General features: G+C 47.9%; 8 protein-coding genes. 3 read left to right on the top strand and 5 right to left on the bottom strand.

Annotated features, from left to right (window positions below; all coding sequences use genetic code 11):
• Nucleotides 1-36 precede the first annotated feature (36 nt).
• Entirely contained in the window at nucleotides 37-3435 is a 3399-nt protein-coding gene (locus PHH59_RS13660) for a DUF2126 domain-containing protein (RefSeq protein WP_300017195.1), read from the bottom strand.
• A gap of 1161 nt (nucleotides 3436-4596) precedes the next feature.
• Here PHH59_RS13660 and PHH59_RS13655 point away from each other — a divergent pair.
• Nucleotides 4597-5886, top strand: a complete 1290-nt coding sequence (locus PHH59_RS13655; RefSeq protein ID WP_300017192.1) for an MFS transporter — start codon at nucleotides 4597-4599, stop codon at nucleotides 5884-5886.
• Nucleotides 5887-6084: 198 nt separating this feature from the next.
• A complete protein-coding gene (locus PHH59_RS13650; protein WP_300017189.1) occupies nucleotides 6085-7119 on the top strand; it encodes a metallophosphoesterase in 1035 nt (344 codons plus the stop codon).
• A 99-nt stretch (nucleotides 7120-7218) separates the two neighbouring features.
• On the opposite strand, the gene PHH59_RS13645 is transcribed toward PHH59_RS13650, so the two are convergent.
• Nucleotides 7219-7827 carry an alpha/beta fold hydrolase gene (locus PHH59_RS13645; protein WP_300017186.1) on the bottom strand — a complete coding sequence of 203 codons (609 nt, stop codon included), beginning with the start codon at nucleotides 7825-7827 and terminating at the stop codon, nucleotides 7219-7221.
• A gap of 260 nt (nucleotides 7828-8087) precedes the next feature.
• On the opposite strand from PHH59_RS13645, the gene PHH59_RS13640 reads away from it, so the two are divergent.
• On the top strand, nucleotides 8088-8552 hold the full coding sequence (locus PHH59_RS13640; protein WP_300017183.1) for a cyclic nucleotide-binding domain-containing protein: 465 nt from the start codon (nucleotides 8088-8090) through the stop codon (nucleotides 8550-8552).
• Between the two features lie 50 nt (nucleotides 8553-8602).
• Here PHH59_RS13640 and PHH59_RS13635 read toward each other — a convergent pair whose 3' ends face one another.
• Genes PHH59_RS13635 through PHH59_RS13625 form a run of 3 tightly spaced genes read right to left on the bottom strand, consistent with a single transcriptional unit; the run spans nucleotide 8603 to nucleotide 17540 of the window.
• Nucleotides 8603-10165 (bottom strand): ShlB/FhaC/HecB family hemolysin secretion/activation protein, encoded by a 1563-nt coding sequence (locus tag PHH59_RS13635; RefSeq protein ID WP_300017180.1) that lies wholly within the window; start codon nucleotides 10163-10165, stop codon nucleotides 8603-8605.
• Nucleotides 10166-10204: 39 nt separating this feature from the next.
• Nucleotides 10205-11680, bottom strand: coding sequence for a FecR domain-containing protein (locus PHH59_RS13630; RefSeq protein WP_300017177.1), 1476 nt, complete (start codon nucleotides 11678-11680; stop codon nucleotides 10205-10207).
• 22 nt (nucleotides 11681-11702) lie between these two features.
• The gene (locus tag PHH59_RS13625) at nucleotides 11703-17540 is read right to left on the bottom strand and encodes an MBG domain-containing protein (RefSeq protein WP_300017174.1); all 5838 of its coding nucleotides are present in this window, start codon (nucleotides 17538-17540) and stop codon (nucleotides 11703-11705) included.
• Between the last annotated feature and the right edge of the window lie 234 nt (nucleotides 17541-17774).

Below are 17774 nucleotides of genomic sequence, written 5' to 3'. Positions count from 1 at the left end.
TTTGTTGTTGTTCATTTTAGAAAAACTGGAACGGTTTTACCGCCCGCGCTGCCGTAAATCCAAGGTAAATGGATACTCTTGGGTAGGCTCTTCCGGCGGCGGGGCCATCGGTCGGGGTGCCGCGTCGTTGACACTGAAACTGTTCATAAACGGTTTTTCGGAAGCAATATCGTGGGAACCCGACAACGGTGGACGGATGACCACCCCCGGCGTATGCCCGTAATCCCAGAAGCGCGTGATGCGCCGTGCTTCGGCTTCAAAGCTGTTGACCGGGAAGGCATCGTAGCTACGTCCGCCAGGATGGGCGACATGGTAGGTACAACCGCCAATAGCATGACCATTCCAGGTGTCGATGACATCAAACACCAACGGCACATGCGGGCTGATGGTCGGATGCAAGGCCGAAGGCGGCTGCCAAGCGCGGTAACGTACACCCGCCGTGTATTCGCCTTTGCGTCCGGTGTTGCGCAGCGGCAAACGCCGGCCATTACAGGCCAGTACATACCTGCCTTCGGTAAAGCCCGTCACTCTGATTTGCACCCGCTCGACCGAGGAATCGACATATCTTGCCGTGCCGGTGCTGCTGACTTCTTCGCCCAACACATGCCAAGGCTCAATCGCAAAGCGCAATTCCAACTCCATGCCGTCAATCATGGTTGTGCCGTAACGCGGGAAGCGGAATTCAAAAAATGGGTCCAGCCATTCCAGTTCAAACGCATAACCGGCCCGTTGCAAATCTTTGACGATATGCTTCATATCTTCACGGACATAATGCGGCAACATGAAACGGTCATGCAGTTCGGTTCCCCAGCGCACCAGTTCATGTTTGTATGGATTACGCCAGAACCAGGCGATCAACGAGCGCAACAACAGCATTTGCACCAAGGACATCCGCGCATGGGGCGGCATTTCAAAAGCGCGTAATTCCAGAATACCTAAACGTCCGGTCGAACTATCGGGCGAATACAGTTTGTCGATACAAAATTCGGAACGGTGTGTATTGCCGGTGATGTCGGTCAACAAATGCCTAAGCAAACGGTCGACTAACCACGGTGCCGGCACTTCGCCTTCGGGCATTTGCTGGAAAGCGATTTCCAGCTCGTACAATTTTTCGTCGCGGCCTTCATCGACACGCGGGGCTTGGCTGGTCGGGCCGATGAACATGCCGGAGAACAGGTAGGACAAACCCGGATGGTGCTGCCAATACGTCACCAAACTGCGTAGCAAATCAGGGCGGCGCAATAGCGGGCTGTCGGTTGGCGTTGCCGCGCCCATCGTGATGTGGTTGCCGCCGCCGGTGCCGGTATGACGGCCGTCAAGCATGAATTTTTCGGTGCCCAAACGCACTTGGAAAGCCTGTTCGTACAAGATGTTGGTTTTTTCGACCAGCTCTTCCCAACTTTTTGACGGATGGATGTTGACTTCGATAACGCCGGGGTCGGGCGTGACCATCAGGCGTTCGATACGGTAATCACGCGGCGGCTCGTAACCTTCAATCACGACCGGCATCGCCAGTTTTTCAGCGGTCGCTTCAATCGCGGCGATCATATCGAGATAATGTTCCAACAAGGACAAGGGCGGCATAAAGATATGCAGGCGTCCATCACGGGCTTCGATACAAACCGCAGTGTGCGGCACTTCGACATGTATGCTTGGCACATCACCCGAATCTTGTTCGACAATTTCAGGGTGTTCCTTAAATTTTTCCTCAAAATGGCTGTAACGCCGTGCCACTTCGCCATAATAATCACCCAGCTCAGGCAAATCGCCGAACAAACTTTGCGGCTCTTGGGTATCGCGTTTGTCAGGGGCGACCCACGGCAGGCTGTTGAGCGGCATCCGCATGCCCATAGGCGAATTGCCCGGAATCAGGAATAGTTTGCCACGGCGGAAATCCCACGGGCCGCTTTGCCAGCCTTGTCCATGCCAGTTCCATTTCAACGGCAGGGCGAAACCCACGGGTATGCCCAGATCGGCATCCAGGACTTTAGTGATGTTCTTGCGCTCAATCGAGTCTTTTAGATTGTATTTGAGCGGATTGACATTGGTCGGCAAATTGCCTTCTTGCCAGAGATAGTAAAAATTATCTTCAAACGCGGCGCTGATGTAGCGGTGCGGCACGCCTAAATGCTGGCTGAGCTGGCGGACAAACCGCTCGGCATGTAGGGCGGTATGCTGATAATCTTTGTTAATGTCGGCAAGCAGCCCGGGATTACGCCACATTGGCACATTATCCTTGCGCCAGAAAATACCGTATTGCCAACGCGGGATCGGCTCGCCCGGATACCATTTGCCCTGGCCGTAATGCAGCAACGCACCTTTGGCAAAGACGTCGCGCAACCGCTTGGTCAATTCTTGTGCGCGTTCACGCTTATGTGCACCATCAGCGAGCGTATTCCATTCATCACCTTCCATATCATCGACGGACACAAACGTCGGTTCCCCGCCCATCGTCAACCTGACATCGTCTTCAAGCAATTGTTGGTCAACTTGCTGGCCCAAGGCATCAATATAAAACCATTGTTCATCGGTATAGGGCTTGGTCACGCGCGGATCTTCGTGCAGACGCTCAACCGTGTTGCTGAACTCAAACTCCACCTCGCATTTATCCGTGCCGCCCGTGACGGGCGCGGCACTCGCCGGATTGGGCGTGCAGGCCAAGGGGATATGGCCTTCGCCAGCCAACAAACCGGAAGTGGGGTCCAGGCCTATCCAGCCCGCTCCAGGGATATAGACTTCCGTCCAGGCATGTAAATCGGTGAAATCCTGCTCGGGACCGGACGGCCCATCCAAGGACTTGATGTCGGCGGTCAGTTGCACCAAATAACCGGACACAAACCGCGCCGCCAGCCCCAAATGCCGGAGGATTTGCACCAGCAACCACGCCGAATCGCGGCATGAACCGCTAAGGATGGTCAAGGTTTCCTCACAGCTTTGAATGCCCACTTCCATGCGGATATTGTAGCCAATATCGGCAAACACCTTGCGGTTCACATCAACCAGAAAATCATTGATGTTGCGTTTGGTCAAATCAAAATCCGCAACCCATTGCGCCAACAAGGGGCCGTCTTCGGTAATTTCCAAATACGGTTGCAGTTCTTGAAACAGTTGTTCTTCATACGTAAACGGAAATTTTTCCGCGTATTCCTCGACGAAAAAATCGAAAGGATTAATGACCGTCATATCGGCAATCACTTCCACTTCAACACTGAGATGGCGGGTTTTATTCGGAAACACCACCCGCGCCAAGATATTGCCGAAAGGGTCTTGCTGCCAATTGATGAAATGGTCTTTAGGCTCGATATTCAGGCTATAGCCTTTAATTGGCGTCCGGCTATGCACCGCCGGACGCAAGCGAAACACATGCGGCGACAAGGATACCGCCCGATCAAAGCTGTATTTGGTTTTGTGACTGATGGCCACTCGAATTGTCATGGTGATTCTTCCTATTGCCTGTGCTGGGTGGTGATCAAAAGTTCGTATTGTATTAAAAGTTCGTATTGTCTTAACTGTTTCATAAGTGCTGGTATGGACAGGGAATGCCCCGCCCATATTTTTTGGCAAGGACTTATGAAACACACATAATCTTAGTTGAATGGAAAAATGAATAAGGAATGGGTTAAAAATAACTTCCTTGAACCATTCTTGAAACCCTAGACCTGACAGGTTTCAAAAACCTGTCAGGTCTTAATCGGGAAGTTATTAATGGCCAAATCCTAAGGAATGGGCATGAAATAGTTTTGACACACCCGTCAGACCTTCCAAATTTTTATACCCTCCAGGGCACAAGAAACCTGAAAGGTCTTAATCCACGAACTTATTCCATGCCCATTCCTAAGTGACAGACACGCTGTTATAGTTTTCAGCGGTGGTTTAATCACTTTATACTTCAATCTTTAAGCAAACGCTATACCAGAAACTTTGCAAAAATCATTTACAGCACTATCCAATGCTTTATTTTTTATAGATGAAGGCGATAACAGGCAAAATTTTCCCGTTTATCGTTATTCAGCCGCTGATAATGCCGTAGATAACCGCTTTAACTTCATTATTACGCACCAATAACGTGCACTAATAAAATAACATTGATTGTCTACAACAACCGCCTATTTCCGCCCAAAATTGGGCTATTGTTTAATCGTTTGCCTATCTTCGGTGCAATACGAAAAAAACCATAATCAGGATTTACTTGCCTTAACTATTTTTATTACTTTGTAAATCAGTATATTAAAATAATTTTCGATAATTTATTTAATATTGGCATTATAACTGCTTAAAACATTAAGCGCATTCATCGGCGTGTTGTACCTCCTCGTGATAATACTTGCTTTATTAAGCACTGCGCGTTATTCCTGTCGTCGGACTAACGCGCTTTTTTTTGCCTAGCGTTTAGAAAGGCACCAGCCCGTAAAACCCAATTGTTTAGCGAAAGTTTTATCAAGCAATTATCCTCCCAGAAAAAGATAAGACGGCAAGGCATGCAAAGTGCTTCGCTAAAATGTAACCCAGAATAAAAGCGATAACCTAACCCGTCAATCGGCTAAATGCCATTTAAACCTAATTTTCCACGCCAAAAAACCTTGGAACTATTGATCTGTGAACCAACAAACGCCCCCGCTCACCCACAAAACCCGCCTACTCAATATCTTTAGTGGCTCGGTCGGCAACTTGGTGGAATATTTCGACTGGGCGATTTATGCCGCTTTCGCGCTGTATTTTGCGCCTGAGTTTTTCCCCGAAGGCGACCAAACCGCACAATTAATGAACAACGCCGCCGTATTTGCCGTGGGTTTTATCTTCCGGCCTTTAGGTGGTTGGTTGCTGGGCGGCATGGCGGACCGCAAAGGCCGCAAGAGCGCGTTGCTGTTGTCGGTCAGCCTGATGTGTTTGGGTTCGTTGATTATCGCTTGCACGCCCGGTTATGCCGTCATCGGCGGCTGGGCGTCCGCGTTGTTGCTGTTTGCGCGGATGCTGCAAGGTTTCAGCATCGGCGGCGAATATGGCAGTTCGGCAACTTACTTAAGCGAAATGGCGCATCACAAACGGCGCGGCTATTATTCCAGCTTCCAGTACGTCACCATCGTTTTGGGGCAATTACTGGCCTTGGTGTTGTTGATGGTCTTGCAAAAATGGCTGTTGACCAGCGAAGAACTGCACCAATGGGGCTGGCGCATCCCGTTTATCATCGGCGGTTTGTTGGCGGTGATTGCGATGGGTTTGCGCGGCAATATGGCGGAAACCAACGCCTTTGTCGAACAGCACACCTTTTCCAGCCGCAATGCCCATCTGCGCGAACTGCTGAACTACCCGAAAGAATTGCTCACCGTCGTCGCGCTGACGGCGGGCGGCACGGTGTCTTACTACACCTTCACCGTGTACATGCAAAAATTCTTGGTCAACACCACCGGATTCAGCAAAGATGACGCCACCACCCTTTCCGCCCTCGCCCTGCTGGTGTTTATGGTCATCCAACCCCTGTACGGCCTGCTTTCCGATTTTGTCGGTCGGCGGTTTATGCTGATTGCCTTTGGCGCTGGGGCAACGGCGTTTACCGTGCCGATTCTTACCCAACTGTCACAACCGCAAAGCATGGCTTCTGCGTTAATCTGGTACATCTGCGCCTTGCTGATCATCTCCGGCTACTCCTCGGTCAACGCCATCGTCAAAGCCGAACTTTTCCCCGTGCATATCCGCGCCTTAGGTGTCGGTTTGCCCTACGCGCTCACCGTCGCGCTGTTCGGCGGCACCGCCGAATATCTGGCCTTATGGCTGAAAAGCGTCGGACATCCTGAGTGGTTTGCTTATTATGTGAGCGGGTGTGCGGCTTTAGCTTTGGTGGTGTCTTTGGGGATGAAGGAGACTAAGGAGGTTTCTAGGTTGGATTGATGGAATATTGGTAAGAACCGTCGGTCGGGTTTACCCAAAGGGCATAAAAGCGAAAGCGTAACCCGACGCAATCCGCACAAAAATGTCAGGTTATGCCACAGTTAAAGTAAGTTAAGGAATCCATGATCCAGTTGACACGTTAATGACATAAATTTTGTTTATCTTTCTCCTTCCTTTCACAACATCACGGGAAACACAATGAATAACAAAATCAAGTCATTATTAATTGCTTCTGCGGTAGTTTTTTCTGCTTGCTCATCCATCGACCTGCAAGCCGAAATCCAAACCACACCTTTTTCAATCGCCCTTATTGGCGACCTGCCTTACTCCGATGCGAAATTGATTGAATCGCAAAACCTTATGGAAGACCTTGATGCCCATAAAGAATTGTCATTCATTATCCATGATGGTGATTTTAAAGGCGGCAGCGTTCCTTGCGACGATAAAATTTATAACGACCGTTTGGCTACCTTCAACCAATCCACACACCCGCTTTTTTATGTGTTTGGCGATAACGAATGGACTGATTGCCACCGTGCAGCGGCCGGCGGTTATAATCCTTTTGAACGCTTGGCATTATTGCGTAGCCTGTTTGCAAAATTCAGCGAACCCACTAGCCTGGGCGCAACCAAATTACCGGTAAACAGACAAAGTGAAGGCTTTCCTGAAAACTTACGCTGGTTCAAAAACAACGTCATGTTTGTGGGCTTGCACATCCCGGGTAGCAACAACGGTTTAAGCACTGATCCAAAATACCTTGACCAGGCAAAAGCGGAATATAAATCACGTAACGCCGCAAACTTAAGATGGTTGCATAATTCATTTGCACTCGCTACCAAAAGACAAAGCCCCGGCATCATGATCACTATCCAGGCGAACCCTTGGGATTTTATTCCAGCCCAAAACTTGACTGGATATGAAGATTTTCTGGTGTTGCTTGAACAAGAAACCCGTAAATTTGGCAAACCTGTTGTCCTGGTCCACGGTGACAGCCATTATTTCCGTATCGACAAGCCTTTTCCTTCCAAATTGCCTTCTGACGTGATTGGCACGGACTTCCCTTTCATTATGCCTTGGGAATCTACCGCCAATAGACTGGAAAACTTCACCCGCGTCGAAACTTTCGGCAATCCTAATTCGCATTGGGTAAAAGCGACTATTGATGTCAGCAAGCCTAGCGTATTTATTTTTGAACAAATGATTGTTGAAAAAAACCGTGTTGTTACACCTTAATTGATTTGTAACGGCCCTCCGATCATTTGGCAGGGCCGCCCACACCACAGCTAAAGAAGCCCGCCACTTTTGCCACAAAAACGGCGGGCTTCCCGATAATCAAAGCCGATTATCACCAAGCCCGGCAGATTCTGCGATCTCCACTTTAGCAAGCATGTCCGCAATAATCCGCCCATTTTTTACCATCAACGGATGACATAAGGCATTGACTTTTATATTCACGGCCTTTGCCCATATCGAGCTGGTGGCAGGCAAAATCATCAAATCAAACGGCGTCCAGTAAGAATAGCTATCCACACCCTGCAAGCGCATCTCGCTTTGCGCCAGCATCCTTAGAAATCCGCTGCCCGGACGCATATCCTTGCCCCCCAAATTTGAAGACAAATAAGCTAACACGCTGCCATGATGGGGTGTGGCAATGGAAAAGAATTGGCTGACATATTTACAGCCATCCAACTCTTGCAAATAATAGCGGGCAACCAGCCCGCCCATGCTGAAACCCACCAGACAAATTTTGGCCTTGGAGCCGTCTATTTCAGCACAAATAATCCCATTAAGTTGCCTCGCCAAATACGCCAGACCTGAGCTGCCATTTTTGGGAGTCAATGATGGCACAATACAGCGGTGGCCTTGGTTTTCAAGAACGGCTTGCATGGCCTTGAATTTAACGCGGGTATCGTTGATACCGTGGACTAGCACAAATATCATAATTTTTAAGTTAAACAATGAGTTAGTATTCAGAGAATAAGCAGCATTTTAAACGACGGTCAACATCTTGCTAAAATCACTAAAACATCTTAAATGAGCATAGCTGAAAAAATTAAGCTTATGCCCCATTTGTGAGGTATTGACTCACTTTCTTGGTTTTTTACAACGCCACACGTCTTTAACATCGGCTATAATTCTATCTAACAACCTGGATGTCCTGACCGGGTTTCTTTTGTCACTTCCTTTGAGATAACAATACCATGATAAATTTAGTACTTTTACTTGATGACCCCGATTTTACCGCTACTGTCCAATTTGAAAAAATAAAGTATCGTCCGAATGAAGTGATTTTAAAAGAAAATGAAATCAGCCAGGATGTGTATTTTATTTTGGATGGACAGGTACAGATCAGCACTTGCATAGGTGAAGAAATCGACAAAATTTTGCCCGGATTGGCACGATTGACTAAAGGGGATTTTTTTGGCGAGCTGGCGATGTTTGATGGCGAGCCGCGTAGCGCCGAGGTCACGGCCCTGACAGAATGCGACATCGCCAAGGTGGGTGGCTCACAAATGTTGGGTTTTATGGAAAAATATCCTGAAAAAGGTTATTTTGTCTTGCGGGAGTTGTTTATGAATTTGGTCATGCGTATACGGCAAAACAACTTGCGGACTAAAACGGTGTTGGAATTGTATTTGAAAGAAAACAGCCCCGCCCACAAATAGCCATCGCTCAAAAAACCCCGAAAATACTAAAAACTTTCGGGGTTTTGTTTTTAATAACGCAAGACAATACTGGCATGGATGCGGCTGTCGCCCGCCCGTGTCGTCACCGCATCATCCAGGGCATTGGCAACCGCAATTTTGGCCTGGACATAATTTTGCCATTGCCAGCTCGCACCGACTCCGGTGCTGCTCAAACTCCAATCATTGAAACGACCGGCGGCATGGTTTTCCATACGGCCATGACCATAATCGTAAAAAGCAAATAAGTTGAACTGTTGCCAAGTCGGGGTGGTGATTTCAAATTTGACAATTTCACCCCGATCCGCGCTGGTTTCCCGCTCCTGATAGCCCCGCACATCATAACTGCCGCCCACGCCGATTTGTTCGCCCGCTATTAAGGCATCCTGGCTGTATTGCGCGGTAAACACGGTTTGTATCAGCCATTGTTGAAAATTAACCGAGAAATTACCGCCATAGCGCAATAAGTTCCAGTCCTGATTGGCATTTTGCTGGACAGCAAGATAATCGGCTTGATCGTTGTGGTCGCCGACACCGGTATTGCCCACCCACTGGACGTGGTAGCCAAAATGGCTGTTACGCCACGGATATTCGGCTTTATAGAGTAAACTCAAGGGCACACTGCGGACATTTTTTCCGATTTGATTTGATTGGAACTGGATGTCGTTGATAAAGTAACGGTTATCAAACCCGACATCCAGCCAGTGTTCGTAACGTCCCCATTTAGGCAAAAACTGTTGGTAGTGCAGTCCATACATTTCCCCGGAACCAGTCACGGTAAAATCACTCGCTACCGTGCCGTTATTGACGTTGGAAAACGCATAATAGGCACTCAACCAGCCTTTGAGGGCATAGATAGGCAAGCTGTAGCTGCTGCCGTATTGTTCCACGGAATCGGCATGGTCGGGCGACGTGGTGTAACTGCCGTTGAAAATATGATCCAAACCCCATAGGTTGCTGTGTTGCAAGGCGCCGGTCATACGGAAATTGCCGGTGCTTTTAGTACCCACGGTATTCAATATCAATGAGGCTTGGTAAGGGCGTTGTTCGGCGACGTTGATTTTGGCGTCGACACGGTCCGCCTTCTCGCTTTGTTTGAAAGTTAATTGCAATTGTTTTGACGGGTGTTTATTGGCGACTTTTATGGATTCTGCCAAATCCTGGGTGTCCGGTGACCCGGCACTTTGCAAACCTGGCAAACTGGCAAGGATATTGTCTTTGCTAAAATAATGGTTGCCTTCAACACTGACCTCGCCCAAAACAAAAGAGACAATCCGTAGTTTGACATCACCGTTGTCCAATGTTTGCGGCGGCAAGATGACGCGATAAAACGGATAACCCTGTTCACGTATCTTCAATTCCAAGCCTTTGCCCACTTCTTGCAGGGTTTTAAGCGTGTATTGCCGCTGTTGCAGGGCTTGGAAATAATCTTCCTGCACTTTCAAAGGCAATGGGGATGCGCCTTCAACGGTAAAATGCCTGACCATGAATTGGATGGTTTGGGGGGCGGCGGTCAGGCTTAATGGGCTGGATAAACAAAAAATACCAACCAGCACAGGGCGTAGCAGGCGATTTTGCGGGCGTAATGATTTCATAGTGCATTCTTGAAAAAATAGCTTGCGCAAGCAAGTGGGCTAGTTGCTACATTCATAAGTCGTTGCATCGCTGCTGGCATCATCTTCGGTCAGCACCGAATAAGTGCCAGTATTGGAGTGTTGTCCATCGGAATCGGACGACGGCAAGGGATAAGGGTCAAGTTTTTGGAAAGCTTGCCCCCATCTCAACCGAACCATGCTTTTTTGCGGAGTCACATAGGCAACTTCATCTTTACCCAAATCGACATTTTCATGATCGCCTGCAACATTTTCTTGTTTTAGCTGTACATGTCCTTGATGCACCGTGACATATAATCCGCTTGGCACTCCTTGTTGCTGCTGTTTGCTAAATAATTTTTCCAGGGAACTGTTGTCATGATCCGGCCTGGGCACCAAGTTATCAGGGATTACCTGGGGAATTTCAGGTAATTTAAAAACTTCGGATTTACGATTGGCAAAATAACCACTCTCCGGCATCGTTATCAGTTGCTCGCCGCTATCATTTTTTAAGACGATTTGCCCTTGCCACACATGGCTGTATAGGCCTTCGGCCAGCCCATCCAATACGTTCTCGGATTGCGGTAAGCCGTTATTGGCGCAAGCCCCCACGCAAGTCAAATCAAAACCCGTTCCACGTATGCCAATAGTACCTACCGGCGTGTCAACCGCATAAGCCGCCTTGTTGGTTTTGCCGATACTGCCTGTCAACGCCCGCATCCCGCCGATTGTCAAACGGTACAAAGCGTGGTCTTGTTCACCAGGGGTTTGATAGCGATAATCGGCAATTTCCATTTCACTATTGGCCTGCAAGGTGATTTTTTCACCATCACGGAACACCATCAATGCGTAGCTGTTATCTTGGCTACGCAAATAATCGGCGCTGTAAAGCGGTGCACCCAAGGCAAGCTGGCGTTCTTTGGCATTCTTGTCGCGTGGATTATGGGCAATCACCAAACCTTTAATATCAACCACGCGGGCAACGACACTTTGATCGGTTTTAACCCGGACAGTTTGCTTTAGATTGTCTTCCTTTTCGTTGTCTTCTTTTTCGCAATCCTTTTGGCAAAGCCGGACTGAATAATCCGCTTGTTGGGCATTGACCGTCGCCAATGGCGTTTTTATCTGAAAATTCCCTGGCGTTTGTTTGGCAATATCGCCACTACTGGTACGCACCCCACCTTCGTGTAAGGTCACTGTCGCCTGTGGGTGTGGCGATTGGGAGTCGTAATGGTCAACCGTAAAACTGCTGTTCGGACGCACTGTCATTTTCGCGCCGTCATTAAAGGCGATGATCACAAAACTGCGCTCGGTTGTCTGGATATTGTCGCCTTGAAAAATGTCGGCATCCTGACCCAGTATCCTTGGCGCCGCCCCCGGTTGTTGCGCCGCATTGCTGCCACGGGCAAAACTGATCTTGCCGACCACCGGGGGGGCGGCATAGCTGGCGGTGACACCCAAGCCCAAGCAGAACAATAATCCAAAGCATTTTATAAATTCGGCAATATGAATATTCATAAGTGTTTGTTTTATAAGTGGATTATTGACATTGTTCAAGTGGTTTCCGCCGATCTTTTTTGGCATCGTCCACAACGGCCCCCTTGTTGCTTACTGTGGGGGTGTTATTGGTGGTGACATTGTCTAATTGTTCGTTAAATGTGGCCTGTTGTGTCAACACCAACACTTGGTTCTGTTGAACATTCTCTTGCTGCCCCACTATGACAGGATCCGAGTGTGGTCCATTAATCGTTAAATCGGCACCACGGTAAGTCAAGTGGTAATTACGGCTAGCGGCAAGATTGCCTTGGGTGATTAAATAACGCCCGACTGTCTCACCAGCCATTCGGCTTAAAAAACCGCTCAGCGTGTCGCCATTAACCAAGCCAGCACTTTGATAAGTCAGCATCGGATCAAGCTCACCCAATAATTTGCTTTGTGGATTGGCAATAATGTTTAAATCACGGGGCGTAATGCTCAGATTACTAGCGGAATAACTGAGCTTATAATCGCTGGAAGCGGCAAGCCCGCCTTGTGTAATCTCGTAATCGCCAACATTTTCACCACTCAAACGGCTCACCGAACCCGTCAGGCTATCGCCAACCAATAAACCGCTGGCATGGTAACTTAACAGGGGATCTAGTTCCCCGTAAGTTTTGCCCGCCGCATCAGCCGTAATCATTAAATCCCGTGGCGTGATCGTCCATTCCAATTTCGATGCCGTGTTATCCTGTAATTTATAGCCCAATTGGTTGGTCAGGCCATTCAGATAAGCCACTTCATGGCTCCCGACATGATAATAACCGGCACCGCTCAAAGAGCCGCTGACAGCATAGCCCGCCGTACCGCCGATACCCGCTGAGCCGACATTGTCACCGTCAATAAACCCTGAGTAGCTTGCCGATAAATTAGTAGGATCACCGTAAACACTGCTAAATTTATCTGGCGTCACTGACAATACCGGAATGATGCTATAAAGCAAACCATTGCCGCTGGCGGTGGCCGCATCAAACCCGTCGTTACATAAGCTCATGTATGGGCAGCCATAATGCTTGAAATTTGAACCCAAACCACTCAAGGTATTTTCTGCGGGCGTATCACTGTATACCAACCAGCGGCCATTTGGGGCAGAAAGCAAGGCATCCGCTTTATTATTAAATTGCTTGGTCTCCATAACTATCGCAGTACCTTGACCACTCGCCCGAATATCACCCGTCAAGGTCAACTGACCGGCGGAGAATGCGCTCAACCGGCTTATCGACGGCATTGACGGCAAGATTAAAGAGCCTCTATTGTTATCGGAAACCAATACCGCTCCAGTTGCCGCCATTAAGCCGCCGCTATAAACAAAATCATCAAATTGGTATGCCCCAGAGCCAGCCACTGTTCCGCCTGACCAGTCAAATTGACCGATGACCGTTAAACCAGCAGAGTTATGGATAGTACCCTTGGTCATCGCCACTTTGTTTAAAGACAAAGGGGTATTGATAGTAAACTCGCCGCCATCAATGACGATTTTCGTGGAATTTGAAGAAGTGTCAAAATAAGCATGGTTCTTAAAGAAACTCATGTTATCGGTAAAGAGGACCGGGCTGTTACTGAAAATTGATGCACCGTCAAAAATACGGTCGCTGTCTTTAAATTCGAGTTGTCCGTTACTGCTTACATCGTAAGTTCCGGTGTCCGTTCCAGGACTTAGGATTTGCAATAGACCACCGGTTATATTTACAGTACCGTCATTATTAAAACCGCCTAAATTCAAAATACGCCTACCAGCGGTTCCAGCACCCGCATTGACACTGTCAATATTGAAAATACCTTCTGCCTTATTGGTCAGGACAATATTGCTACCTAGATCGTTGACAGGTGCTATTTCGCCTTGCCAGTTAATCACGCCATAATTATTCCAGTGGCGCAATGACCCCGTTCCAGGGGGATTTATTGTCACCGCTCCAGCACTAAAATTAACGATCCCGTAATTTTCCCAGTTTTTATCCAGCAATGCCCCGCCGTCGTCAAGATTAGTGATGGTACCGGCCGATGTGCTGGTCAATAGCCCGTTACCGGTAAAAAGACCGTAAGAAAAATCCAAACGTTTACTTATTTCAATATTATCTGAGCTAATCACCCTTCCATCGTTAGCAATTGTCAATATTGGCATCTTGAGGGTATTGCCGGTATTGAACAGAACATGCGCTGCATCAATTCCCGTTTCAGCGGCACTATAATTCGAACCTGCTTTAAAGACGTATTGCCCTGCACCGCCAAACGAGACTTTATTGATGCTATTTACTACCGCATGACTGTCAAAAACGCGGTTACCTGACCAGAATTGCAATTGGCCGGACTCACTGACTTGATAACTGCCGGTATCCGTTCCAGGACTGGAAATCTTTAGCTGGCCACTGCTTAGGTTCAACGTACCGGCGTTGTTGAACCGGGTCAAATTGATCTCCAGCATGGCAGTAGAATCTGCGGCATGGATATTGATGACCCCACCTAGACGATTATTAAATGCCGCATTGATATTGCTGGGATTTCTGATATTGGCTACACCGTTCCAAGTAACAGCCCCCCAATTGTCCCAGGTTTTGCCTAGATAGGCCGTGTCTTTATCGGCCAAGGTAGTGACAGTTCCAGCCGTTGTCGTTAATGCCCCTCCCTTGACCGTACCTGCATGGAAATTGAACGTATCGGTGATGGTGACTGCATCAGAACCTTCCAAGGTACCGCCGTCTATGGTCAATTTGGAAATGGTGATCGGCTCATGGTTACTGAAATTTAGCACGGCTTCACTGATAAGTTCAGTTTGGGCGGCACTGTATACCGCCCCATTCCTGAAATAGTTTTTACCGTTACTGAATTTGACAGTATTGGGGCTATGGATTTCGGCACTATCAAAAACCCGCAAACCATGCCAGAATTGCAGTTGTCCATTGCCAGATACCTGATAGCTGCCCGTATCGAAACCTGGGCTGAAAATCTTCAAAGTCCCTCCAGCTAAATTGACTGTCCCTTGATTATTAAACCGTGCGGTATTGATTGAAAATTCTTTTTCTACCACCGTCGTTGCGCTACCGATATTGATAGTACCGCTTGGGGCATTGGTAAAAACAGACACGGTGCCGTTATCAACAAAGTCAGCGTTTTTCCAGTTCACCGTTCCATCATTGTCCCAATGTTTATTTAAATTAACCAAGCCCTTGTCCGCTAAATCAGTGACCGATGCGGTTGCTGTCGTTAGTTTGCCGAAACCGGTCAAACTCCCGGAATGCATCGCAAATTTATCACTGATGGTCAGTGGGTCAACTCCGCTTAGGGTTGCCTGATCAACTGCCAATTCAGATAACGTCACTGCCTTACCCGTATTGAAACTGAGTGTGGCAAAATTATTTACTTCGGTCTGGGGTGCGTAATAACTGGAATTATGCGAAAAATTATTGATGCCATTTGCGAAAGCGACCGTATTGGTACTATTTACATCAGCACCGACAAAATTGCGTATGCCTGGCGATAAAAATTGCAATAAGCCCGCCCCGCTTACTTTATAGCTGCCGGTATCGTTACCAGGACTCAATATTTTCAACACGCCGTCAGTAAGATTTAGCGTACCGCGATTATGAAAAAGACCCGTATTCAGTTCACGGACGCCTGGAGCGTTAATGTTGATATTGCCGGTGGCAAAATTGTAGAACGCCGCATTGCCGGTCGTGTGGCTAATGCCAACCTGCCCGCTCCAATCTATAGTCCCTAAATTGTTCCATTGCTTATCCACATAGACGATTCCCGAATCCTTTAAGGTGGTTTGGGCACCCTCAACGGTTGTCAACACCCCGCTACCCGTCAATGCCGTACCAGAATGGAAATTAAACGCCCCTTTCACCGTCACGTTACCGCCGCCACTTAACGAACCGCTATTAAGATTTAAGGTATTCATAACAAAAAACGCATTAATGTCCAGCATGCCATTGTTATTGATAACCGTATTCAGGCCAGCATTAGCCCGGTTGATAGTCAGTTTCGCGCTTTGCCCAATGTTGATCGTGGGTACATTATTTAACAAGCCATTGAATTTGCTTACTGCCAGTTCTGGAATCGTCAAGGTCGCATTGTGTATCCCCCCTGAAAATAAAACTTGGCTTTCGCTGTTTAACGTTAGCGTACCGTTATTCAAATCGATCAAACTGGAGATGCTGGTCATTCCACCGCCAGTACCATCTGAATTAGGAGTCAGCATCAGATCCAATTTTCCGGTTTTAGCAATGATCGCTGCGTTAATATCAATATTATTATGCGCTTGCAAGCTCAACGAAGCATCCCCGCCAGCACTTTTGACAATACCGGAAGCCACTGTAATATTGCCTGCCTGGCTGTTGGTACCGGACGTTCCAGTAGTCACCGTCACTGAGGTGCCGTTATTCAGTGCAGCCTGGATACTACCCGTAGTCACCAAGCCATCATCATTTTCCGTTGTCCAATCAGGATTGCCTTTGACATGGGTGTCGTGGCCGAGAGCCTGGATGGTGATATTGTTAGGGTCAAGCAACCATTTGCCGTTATTGCCTTTAGCGGCAGACGCATCAACTTTAATACCCGACGCATCCAAAGCGTGTCCTGACGTTTCAACAAAGCCGCCATCCCCTCCCTTTTCGCCGCCTTTGGCACTGATATGACCGTAAGCGCGGGTATATTTGTCAGACCAAACAATGACTTTACCCCCATTGCCTTGGTTTTTGGCATCTGCGTCAATTCGGGTGTCAGCACCGATAAACGTAGCCTTGGCATTGTGCACTACTGGATTTTTTCCTTGAAAATCACCACCGACCAAAATCTCACCACCACCCTGCCCGCCATTGCTGGAAATCCTGGCGTTATCTAACACACCAACTTGTTCGCCTAAAACTTTAATCTGGCCGCCTTTACCAATTTGTGAGGCATTGGCTTCAACGCTACCTTGCAAGCTTACCGTTCCGGCCCTGCTTTCAATATGAATATTTCCTGCATCGCCCAAGGTACTATTCGCAGAAACTTTACTGCTTTCTGTCAGGCTGATGTCATGTTGCGCAACTAATTTTATGTGGCCTTGGGCATCCATTTCGACGCCATCAGCATTGATTTCACCTTGATGCTTGATAGTATTGGCAAAAACATTGACTGCACCGCCTTCAGCCAATAATTTACCCAAATTTAACACCGAATTATTGGGGGCTTGAACGGCAAAACGAATATCGGGATCATCCAGACTTGTCAGAATAAGCTCTTGCCCTGCCGCCAACGTAATCTGCCCACCTTCAGTTTTGATGATACCGTTATTTTTAATGTTAGGTGCAATCAATACGATATTCCCATCCTTACCGGCGCGGATGATGCCTTCATTAACGATATTGCCAGTTTGGGAACCGGCAAAAAAATGGTAATTGCCTTTTAGAAAATCTTCATCGCTCAAATTAAGGCTGGAAGCAATCAGCCCCTGCGTGTCCACCACTGAATTTGCGCCAAACACAATTCCATTGGGATTAATCAGCAAGACTTTACCGTTAGACAGCAATTGTCCTAGTATTTGGCTGGGATTTTCACCGATAATCCGGTTCAACACCGCACTTTGGCTGTTTTGCTGGATAAACCGGGTAATTTCGTTCTGGGCAATATTAAAATTCTGCCAGTGGATAATGGCATTCGGGCTATTGGTGATATTGGCCACACCCGCTGTAGATGTGTCAATATTGACTTGCCCGCTGATAATCTGCGCCCCGTCAGGGTTTGCATACAATGTGGCAGGGGACAAGATTGCCAAAACCGCCAAATGAAGCGCCCGCCGAACAGGCAAAAAATCGCCAAATAAAGGATGACCTAACTTTGCACATTGCCGATTGGAATTCAAGGCGATATCCTCATAAAAATTTACTTTTTTAATCTTATCATCAATGATGAATACAGACTATTTATAAAGACGGCCTGGTAAGTATCCAATGTTAGAATAATAGCAAACCTTTCCTGGAACACCAATAACGCAACGGTGAACGGAGGCCGCCGAAAGTCCGTGGCTTTTTTGCGGGCAAAAAAAAGCCCGTCCATTGTGGGGCGGGCTTTGGGGGTTGGCGCTTGGCGATTCCCT

Source organism: Methylovulum sp. (assembly GCF_028687615.1).
Taxonomy (GTDB): Bacteria; Pseudomonadota; Gammaproteobacteria; order Methylococcales; family Methylomonadaceae; genus Methylovulum.
This window is presented reverse-complemented; position numbering and strand designations above follow the sequence as displayed.

Excerpts from the sequence above, each read along its gene's own strand:
- PHH59_RS13650 (WP_300017189.1), top strand. The coding sequence starts at position 6,085 with ATGAATAACAAAATCAAGTCATTATTAATTGCTTCTGCGGTAGTTTTT.
- PHH59_RS13630 (WP_300017177.1), bottom strand. The coding sequence starts at position 11,680 with ATGAATATTCATATTGCCGAATTTATAAAATGCTTTGGATTATTGTTC.
- PHH59_RS13640 (WP_300017183.1), top strand. The coding sequence starts at position 8,088 with ATGATAAATTTAGTACTTTTACTTGATGACCCCGATTTTACCGCTACT.
- PHH59_RS13645 (WP_300017186.1), bottom strand. The coding sequence starts at position 7,827 with ATGATATTTGTGCTAGTCCACGGTATCAACGATACCCGCGTTAAATTC.
- PHH59_RS13660 (WP_300017195.1), bottom strand. The coding sequence starts at position 3,435 with ATGACAATTCGAGTGGCCATCAGTCACAAAACCAAATACAGCTTTGAT.
- PHH59_RS13635 (WP_300017180.1), bottom strand. The coding sequence starts at position 10,165 with ATGAAATCATTACGCCCGCAAAATCGCCTGCTACGCCCTGTGCTGGTT.